Raw genomic sequence first — 546 nt, forward strand, 5'->3', positions numbered from 1 at the left:
TTTATGCCCCATTGTGTGTTAGCAATTGCAATCCGAGCGATTAGATGATTAGCTATTCTAAGACAATGTGCTTACATTTCATTCAGTCCCAACCTCTTACTTTTCTCCTCGAAACACCACCACTCGCACCCGCTTGCTATCTTTCCTTTCCAACTCCAAGGAGGTTTTTTGTTGAAGCAAAATAGATAAAATTTCTTCACAATTAAATTGCTATCATCTAATGTTTGTGGAAATTAAACGTAACTTGAGTATGAGGTTAACTATGGAGTTCATGACAAGTTCTATTTTGGGTGGAATCATCTACGATTTATTAAAAAAAGGCATTACTTTAACTAAAGATAATTTAAGTGAACCACTAAGGAAATGGGCAGCAGAATCAATTGCACCAGCGTTGGCAGAAGCAATGCAAGATATAGAAGTAACGCCGTTAATGAGTGAAAAAGCAATAGAGCTTGAACTAAGGGCTGTTGATGTTTTAGGGTCATAATTCAATCACCCCACATCGGCAACCAGACAAGGATAAACGCCAGTGCCACCATGCTGGCA

General features: G+C 38.6%; 1 protein-coding gene. It reads left to right on the plus strand.

The window, feature by feature from the left end:
* Positions 1–271 precede the first annotated feature (271 nt).
* Positions 272–487, plus strand: coding sequence for a hypothetical protein (locus tag AAC147_RS10695; protein WP_156115470.1), 216 nt, complete (start codon positions 272–274; stop codon positions 485–487).
* Positions 488–546 lie beyond the last annotated feature (59 nt).

This window comes from Xenorhabdus sp. NBAII XenSa04, from assembly GCF_963866145.1.
GTDB classification, from domain to species: Bacteria; Pseudomonadota; Gammaproteobacteria; order Enterobacterales; family Enterobacteriaceae; genus Xenorhabdus; species Xenorhabdus indica.